Origin of the sequence: Mycobacterium talmoniae (assembly GCF_001854525.1) — a bacterium.
Taxonomy (GTDB): domain Bacteria; phylum Actinomycetota; class Actinomycetes; order Mycobacteriales; family Mycobacteriaceae; genus Mycobacterium; species Mycobacterium talmoniae.
This window is the reverse complement of the sequence record NZ_MLQM01000224.1, coordinates 1-6,899: the sequence shown is the minus strand read 5'-3', so window position 1 is coordinate 6,899 and position 6,899 is coordinate 1. Positions and strand designations below refer to the sequence as shown.

General features: G+C 69.5%; 8 protein-coding genes. 5 read left to right on the top strand and 3 right to left on the bottom strand.

Annotated elements, in window-relative coordinates:
* Positions 1-912 (bottom strand): anthranilate phosphoribosyltransferase (gene trpD, locus BKN37_RS24765; RefSeq protein WP_095407201.1); only part of this gene is annotated, 912 nt, incomplete at its 3' end.
* 124 nt (positions 913-1,036) lie between these two features.
* Here trpD and ctaE point away from each other — a divergent pair.
* Genes ctaE through BKN37_RS24740 form a run of 5 tightly spaced genes read left to right on the top strand, consistent with a single transcriptional unit; the run spans position 1,037 to position 5,981 of the window.
* A complete protein-coding gene (gene ctaE, locus BKN37_RS24760) occupies positions 1,037-1,648 on the top strand; it encodes an aa3-type cytochrome oxidase subunit III (RefSeq protein WP_071029641.1) in 612 nt (203 codons plus the stop codon).
* 29 nt (positions 1,649-1,677) lie between these two features.
* The gene (gene qcrC, locus BKN37_RS24755) at positions 1,678-2,511 is read left to right on the top strand and encodes a cytochrome bc1 complex diheme cytochrome c subunit (protein ID WP_423212838.1); all 834 of its coding nucleotides are present in this window, start codon (positions 1,678-1,680) and stop codon (positions 2,509-2,511) included.
* Positions 2,508-3,686 carry a cytochrome bc1 complex Rieske iron-sulfur subunit gene (gene qcrA, locus BKN37_RS24750; RefSeq protein ID WP_071029646.1) on the top strand — a complete coding sequence of 393 codons (1,179 nt, stop codon included), beginning with the start codon at positions 2,508-2,510 and terminating at the stop codon, positions 3,684-3,686. Before qcrC ends, qcrA begins: the two co-directional genes overlap by 4 nt.
* The gene (gene qcrB, locus BKN37_RS24745) at positions 3,683-5,323 is read left to right on the top strand and encodes a cytochrome bc1 complex cytochrome b subunit (protein WP_071029637.1); all 1,641 of its coding nucleotides are present in this window, start codon (positions 3,683-3,685) and stop codon (positions 5,321-5,323) included. Before qcrA ends, qcrB begins: the two co-directional genes overlap by 4 nt.
* 4 nt (positions 5,324-5,327) lie before the next feature.
* Positions 5,328-5,981: a pyridoxine/pyridoxamine 5'-phosphate oxidase gene (locus BKN37_RS24740; RefSeq protein WP_071029635.1), complete on the top strand. Its 654-nt coding sequence runs from the start codon at positions 5,328-5,330 to the stop codon at positions 5,979-5,981.
* Here BKN37_RS24740 and BKN37_RS24735 read toward each other — a convergent pair.
* Together BKN37_RS24735 and BKN37_RS24730 are read right to left on the bottom strand one after the other, a co-directional pair.
* Positions 5,967-6,605: a DUF2561 family protein gene (locus tag BKN37_RS24735; RefSeq protein WP_071029633.1), complete on the bottom strand. Its 639-nt coding sequence runs from the start codon at positions 6,603-6,605 to the stop codon at positions 5,967-5,969. The genes BKN37_RS24740 and BKN37_RS24735 overlap by 15 nt on opposite strands.
* Positions 6,605-6,899, bottom strand: a 295-nt coding sequence (locus BKN37_RS24730; protein ID WP_242657352.1) for an MmpS family transport accessory protein, incomplete at its 5' end; no start/stop codon positions are given. The genes BKN37_RS24730 and BKN37_RS24735, both read right to left, overlap by 1 nt.

Sequence of the window (6,899 nt, the reverse complement as noted above, 5' to 3'; positions counted from 1 at the left end):
GCCGAGCACCGCCCGCGCCTCGGCGGCATTGGCCGCCGCGTCGCCGCCCAACAACTGGCCCAGCTCGGCGCGGGCGAACCCGAATCCGGCCGGGTCGAAGGTCAACCGGTCCACGGTGCCGGCCTGCACCCGCCAGATGGTGCTGGTCGTGGTGGTGGTCAGCTCGTCGAGGCCGTCGTCGCCGTGCACCACCAGCACGCTGGAGCGGCGCGCGGCGAACACCCCGGCCATCACCTCGGCCAAATCGCCGAAGGCGCAGCCGATCAGGCCGGCCCGCGGGGTGGCCGGATTGGTCAGCGGCCCCAGCAGGTTGAACACCGTCGGCACCCCGACCTCGCGCCGCGCCGCGGCCGCGTGCCGGTAGGACGGCTGGAACTGCGGCGCGAAGCAGAACCCGATCCCCACCTCGGCGACGCAGCGCGCCACGTCGTCGGGGCCCAAGTCGATGCGGACCCCCAACGCCTCCAGGGTGTCGGCGCCCCCGGACAGCGAGGAGGCCGCCCGGTTGCCGTGTTTGATCACCGGCACCCCGGCGGCGGCCACCACGATCGCCGCCATCGTGGACAGGTTCACCGTGTTGACCCCGTCGCCGCCGGTGCCGACCACGTCGACGGTATCGGTGCCGATCCGCTCGGTCGGCACCTTGCGGGCGTACCGCAGCATCACGTCGGCCAGCTCGCTGACCTCGCCGGCGGTCGGGCCCTTCATCTTCATCGCCACGCCGAACGCCGCGATCTGCGCCGGCGTCGCGGCGCCGGTCATGATCTGGTCCATCACCCACGCCGCCTGGCCGCGGGCCAGGTCCACGCCGGCGGTCAGCCGGCCCAGCACCTGCGACCACGACGGTGCACCCGGCACCGGCGGCGGCATGCCGATGGCCCCCGCGGATCCCCCCACAACAGACTCGGCCACGCGCCGATGCTCCCACGAGGACCCGTCCGGACCCAAGCCACGCCACCAGCGCAGAACAACCCGGCCCGACACAATTGCCGCCCCGGCTGGAGTTCGACAACTACAAAGCGTCATACTTGCGGATGTGACGAGCGCTGTAGGGACCTCGGGAACTGCGATCACGTCGCGCGTGCATTCGCTGAACCGACCAAATATGGTCAGTGTCGGCACCATCGTCTGGCTGTCCAGCGAACTGATGTTCTTTGCTGGGCTGTTCGCGATGTACTTCACGGCACGCGCCCAAGCCGGCGGCGACTGGCCGCCGGAGCCGACCCACCTGAATCTGTATCAGGCGGTGCCGGTCACCCTGGTGCTGATCGCGTCGTCGTTCACCTGCCAGATGGGCGTGTTCGCCGCCGAGCGCGGCGACGTGTTCGGCCTGCGCCGCTGGTATGTGGTGACGTTCCTGATGGGTCTGTTCTTCGTGCTCGGCCAGGGCTACGAGTACTACCACCTGGTGGGCCACGGCACCACGATCCCGTCCAGCGCCTACGGCAGCGTGTTCTACCTGTGCACCGGCTTCCACGGCCTGCACGTCATCGGCGGTCTGATCGCGTTCATCTTCCTGCTGGCCCGCACCGCGATGAGCAAGTTCACCCCGGCCCAGGCGACCGCGTCGATCGTGGTCTCCTACTACTGGCATTTCGTCGACATCGTGTGGATCGCGCTGTTCGCCACGATCTACTTCATCCGATGACCAGACGCCCAATGAACAGGAGTGTTCGGTTGAAGACACTGGGGTTGACCCGAGCCAGCAGTCCCGTGGCGCGGCGGCGGTTGCGCCGCCGCGCATCCGGTGGGCTGCTGCTGTTGGTGGCGCTCGTGCTGGCCGGCGGGCTGGCCGCGGTGCTGACCCCCACCCCGCAGGTCGCCGTCGCCGACGAGTCCGCGTCGGCGCAGCTGCGCACCGGCAAGCAGCTGTTCGACACCTCGTGTGTGACCTGCCACGGCGCCAACCTGCAGGGTGTGCCCGACCGCGGCCCCAGCCTGATCGGGGTCGGCGAGGCCGCGGTGTACTTCCAGGTGTCCACCGGCCGGATGCCCGCGGCCCGCGGCGAGGCCCAGGCGCCCCGCAAGGAACCGATCTTCGACGACCACCAGACCGACGCGCTGGGCGCCTACATCCAGGCCAACGGTGGCGGCCCCACCGTGGTCCGCGACAGCCAGGGCCACCTTGCTCAGCAATCGCTGCGCGGCAACGACCTGGGCCGCGGCGGCGACCTGTTCCGGCTCAACTGCGCGTCCTGCCACAACTTCACCGGCAAGGGTGGGGCGCTGTCGTCGGGTAAGTACGCCCCGGACCTGGCCGACCCCAACGAGCAGCAGATCCTCACCGCGATGCTGACCGGCCCGCAGAACATGCCGAAGTTCTCCGACCGTCAGCTGCCGTTCGACGAGAAGCGCGACATCATCGCCTACGTCAAGTCGGTGACCGAGGAGAAGGACCCGGGCGGCTACGGCCTGGGCGGCTTCGGGCCCGCCCCGGAGGGCATGGCGATGTGGATTATCGGAATGGTTGCCGCCATCGGCGCAGCACTGTGGATTGGGGCGCGATCGTGAGCGACCTGAACAACGACGTCACCGGCGCGCAGCCCAGCGACGCCGAACTGGCCGCGATGTCGCGGGAGGAACTCGTCGAACTGGGCGGGCGCCTGGACGGTGTGGACACCGTCTACAAGGAGCCGCGTTGGCCGGTCGAGGGCACCCGGGCCGAGAAGCGCGCCGAACGCCAGGTGGCGCTGTGGTTTTTGCTGGGCGGCGGTTTCGGGCTGGCGCTGCTGCTGGTGTTCTTGTTCTGGCCGTGGGAGTACCCGCACGCCGACAAGGGCAACAGCGCGCTGTACCCGCTGACCACCCCGCTGTACGGCGTGACGTTCGGGCTGTCCGTGCTGGCGATCGCGATCGGCGCGGTGCTGTTCGTCAAAAAGTTCATCCCCGAAGAGATCTCGATCCAGGAGCGGCACGACGGGTCCTCCCCCGAGATTCACCGCAAGACGGTGGCCGCCAACCTCACCGACGCGCTGGAGGGCTCGACCATCCGGCGCCGCAAGCTGATCGGCATGTCGTTGGGCATCGGCTTCGGCGCGTTCGGGCTGGGCACCCTGGTGGCGTTTGCCGGCGGCCTGATCAAGAACCCGTGGAAGCCGGTCGTCGACACCGCCGAGGGCAAGAAGGCCGTGCTGTGGACGTCGGGCTGGACCCCGCGCTACCCCGGCGAAACCATCTATTTGGCCCGGGCCACCGGCAAGCACCTGGGCGCGCCGTTCGTCAAGATCCGCGCCAGCGACATCGACGCCGGCGGCATGGAGACGGTGTTCCCGTGGCGCGAGTCCGACGGCGACGGCACCACCCCGGAGTCGCACGAGAAGCTCAACGAGATCATGATGGGTGTCCGTAACCCGGTGATGCTCATCCGCATTCGGCCCGCCGACATGCCCAAGGTGGTCAAACGCAAGGGCCAGGAGAGCTTCAACTTCGGCGACCTGTTCGCCTACACCAAGATCTGCTCGCACCTGGGCTGCCCGTCGTCGCTGTTCGAGCAGCAGACCTACCGGATCCTGTGCCCATGCCACCAGTCGCAGTTCGACGCCTTGCACTTCGCCAAACCGGTGTTCGGCCCGGCCGCGCGCGCGTTGGCGCAGTTGCCCATCACCATTGACACCGACGGATACCTGGTCGCCAACGGCGACTTCGCCGAACCCGTCGGGCCGGCATTCTGGGAGCGCACCTCATGAGTCCGAAACTCGACATCGGTAGTGCCCTGGCCAAGCAGGGCGACGACATCGACACCCGGTATCACCCGTCGGCGGCGGTGCGGCGCCAACTGAACAAGGTGTTCCCCACCCACTGGTCGTTCCTGCTGGGTGAGATCGCGCTGTACAGCTTCATCGTGTTGCTGCTGTCCGGGGTGTATCTGACGCTGTTCTTCGACCCGTCGATGACCGAGGTCACCTACAACGGGGTGTACCAACCGCTGCGCGGCGTGCAGATGTCACGGGCCTACGAGTCGGCGCTGGACATCTCCTTTGAGGTGCGCGGCGGGCTGTTCATGCGCCAAATCCACCACTGGGCCGCGCTGATGTTCGCCGCGGCGATCATGGTGCATTTGGCCCGCATCTTCTTCACCGGGGCGTTCCGTCGGCCCCGGGAAGCCAACTGGGTGATCGGGTCGCTGCTGTTGATCCTGGCCATGTTCGAGGGCTACTTCGGCTACTCGCTGCCCGACGACCTGCTGTCCGGGATCGGGCTGCGCGCCGCGTTGAGCTCGATCACGTTGGGCATCCCGGTGATCGGCACCTGGATGCACTGGGCGCTGATGGGCGGAGACTTCCCCGGCACCATCTTGATCCCGCGGCTGTACGCGCTGCACATCCTGCTGATCCCGGGCATCATCCTGGCGTTGATCGGGGTGCATTTGGCGTTGGTGTGGTTCCAAAAGCACACCCAGTTCCCCGGACCGGGCCGCACCGAGCACAACGTGGTCGGGGTGCGGGTGATGCCGGTGTTCGCGGTCAAATCCGGCGCGTTCTTCGCGATGATCGTCGGGGTGCTGGGCCTGATGGGCGGGCTGCTGCAGATCAACCCGATCTGGAACCTGGGCCCCTACAAGCCCTCCCAGGTGTCGGCCGGGTCCCAGCCGGACTTCTACATGATGTGGACCGAGGGCCTGGCCCGTCTGTGGCCGGCGTGGGAGTTCTACTTCTTCCACCACACCATTCCCGGCCCGGTCGGGGTGGCGCTGATCATGGGGCTGGTGTTCGGCCTGCTGACGCTGTATCCGTTCCTGGAGAAGAAGTTCACCGGCGACTACGCGCACCACAACCTGTTGCAGCGGCCGCGGGACGCCCCGGTGCGCACCGCGATCGGGGCGATGGCGATCGCGTTCTACATGGTGCTGACCCTGGCCGCGATGAACGACATCATCGCCTGGAAGTTCCACATCTCGCTGAACGCGACGACCTGGATCGGCCGGATCGGGATGGTGGTGTTGCCGCCGATCGTGTACTTCCTGACCTACCGGTGGTGCATCGGCTTGCAGCGCAGCGACCGGGCGGTGCTCGAGCACGGCATCGAAACCGGCATCATCAAGCGGCTGCCGCAGGGCGCCTACGTCGAGCTGCACCAGCCGCTGGGCCCGGTCGACGACCACGGCCACCCGCTGCCGCTGGAGTACCAGGGTGCCGCGGTGCCCAAGCGGATGAACAAGCTGGGCTCGGCCGGCTCGCCGGGCCGCGGCAGCTTCCTGACGCCCGACCCGCTCAGCGAAGACGCCGCGTTGCGGGAGTCGGCGCACGCCGCCGAGCACCGGGCGCTGACCGCGCTGCGCGAGCACCAGGACAGCCTCAACGGGTCACCCGACGGCCAGCACTGACCGCATGGGCGGCCTGCGGGGGGTGCTGCGCGGGCTGCCGGTGCTGACCGGCCGTGCCCCGCAGTTCGATCCGGCGCGGGCTCCGGCCGACCCGGTCGCGCTGTTCACCGACTGGCTGCTGCACGCCATCGAGGCGGGCGTCGCCGAACCGCACGCGATGACGGTGTCCACCGCCGACGCCGCGGGCCGTCCGTCGGGGCGGGTGCTGATCCTCAAGGATGTCGATGACGGCGGCTGGCACTTCGCGGTGAACGCGGTCAGCCAGAAGGGCCGCGAGCTCGCCGGCAATCCGGCGGCGGCGCTGACGTTCTATTGGCCCGCGTTGGGGCGGCAGGTCCGGGTGAGCGGCGTGGTGAGCGCCGACCCGCCGGCGGTGACCGCCGCCGATTTCCTGGCCCGTCCGGTGGGCTCCCGGGCGATGGCGCTGACCCGCCGGCAAAGCGCCCCGTACACCGATCCCGCCGAACTCGACGCGGCGCTGGACAAGGCGCACCTGGAACTGGCCCGCACCCCGTCCCTGGTGCCCGACGAATGGGTGTCCTATGCGGTGGCCGCCGACGCCGTCGAGTTTTGGCAGGCCGATCCGCAGCGCCGGCACCAGCGGCTGCGCTACGAACGCGCCCGGGCCGGCTGGAGCCGAATCCTAGTGTGGCCGTGAGTCGGTGACCAGCTCACGCAGCTGGCGCAGATGCAGCCACGGGATCACCGGGGTGGCCGCGGTGACCGCGGCGGCCACCCCGTAGCCGGCCCACGCCGCCCCGTCCTTGCCGAGTGCCATCAGGTAGGTGGCCCCGGCGACGGCGGTCAACGCGATGCCCAGCGCGCCCACCAGGGTGGTGGTGCCGCGCAGCCAGATCCGGTCCAGGTCCTCCGGCGGCGGCGCGCTGCCCCGCCCGCCGGCGCTGAACTTCTCGGTGGCCAGGCTGTCGCTGCGGCCGCGGGGCCCCGGCTGCACCGGCCGGCGCGGCGGTCCGCCGGCCCGGCGGACCGGCACCCCCGCCGGCCGCGCGGGCGGGTTGCGCCGGGCGTGCAGCAGCAGCGGGATGGCCCCCACGATGATCAGCGCGGAGATCCCGATGATCACGTACAGCAGCGCGGTGTGCGAGCTGCCGCCGGACTTCTGGAAGCCGCGGCCCAAATCGACCAACGCCACCAGGGCGGCCACGCTGACGCCGAGCAGGATCAGCCAGATCGCCGCGCACCCGCCGAGCAGGATCCGGTCGGTGGTCGCCGGGGAGCCGGCGCCCCGACCCCGCGCGGCGGGAGAACCCCTGCCCACCATCAGCAGCTCGTCTGGGGGGCGTCGTTGCTGTTGGATGACAATACGGTCCCATCGCTGGAGGTGATCGTGCAGTTCAGTTTGGACAGCCGCAGCAGGCTGGAGGCCTCCACCGACCCGACCTCGGACTGCGAGATCGGGGTCAGCGTCAGCGACCAGGGGATGTAGGCGTTGTTCTGGGTCCGTCGCTGCCCGGAGGCGTCGATGTAGGTGATGGTGATCTGGTCGAACGGCGCCTTGGTGCCGGTCACCGAATAGGTGACCTGGCGGGGCTTGGCCTGCGTGGTGGTCGCCGGC

What these genes read in the sequence shown, in the direction of transcription:
- BKN37_RS24740 (WP_071029635.1), top strand. Translation starts at nt 5,328, where the DNA reads ATGGGCGGCCTGCGGGGGGTGCTGCGCGGGCTGCCGGTGCTGACCGGC.
- qcrB (WP_071029637.1), top strand. Translation starts at nt 3,683, where the DNA reads ATGAGTCCGAAACTCGACATCGGTAGTGCCCTGGCCAAGCAGGGCGAC.
- BKN37_RS24735 (WP_071029633.1), bottom strand. Translation starts at nt 6,605, where the DNA reads ATGGTGGGCAGGGGTTCTCCCGCCGCGCGGGGTCGGGGCGCCGGCTCC.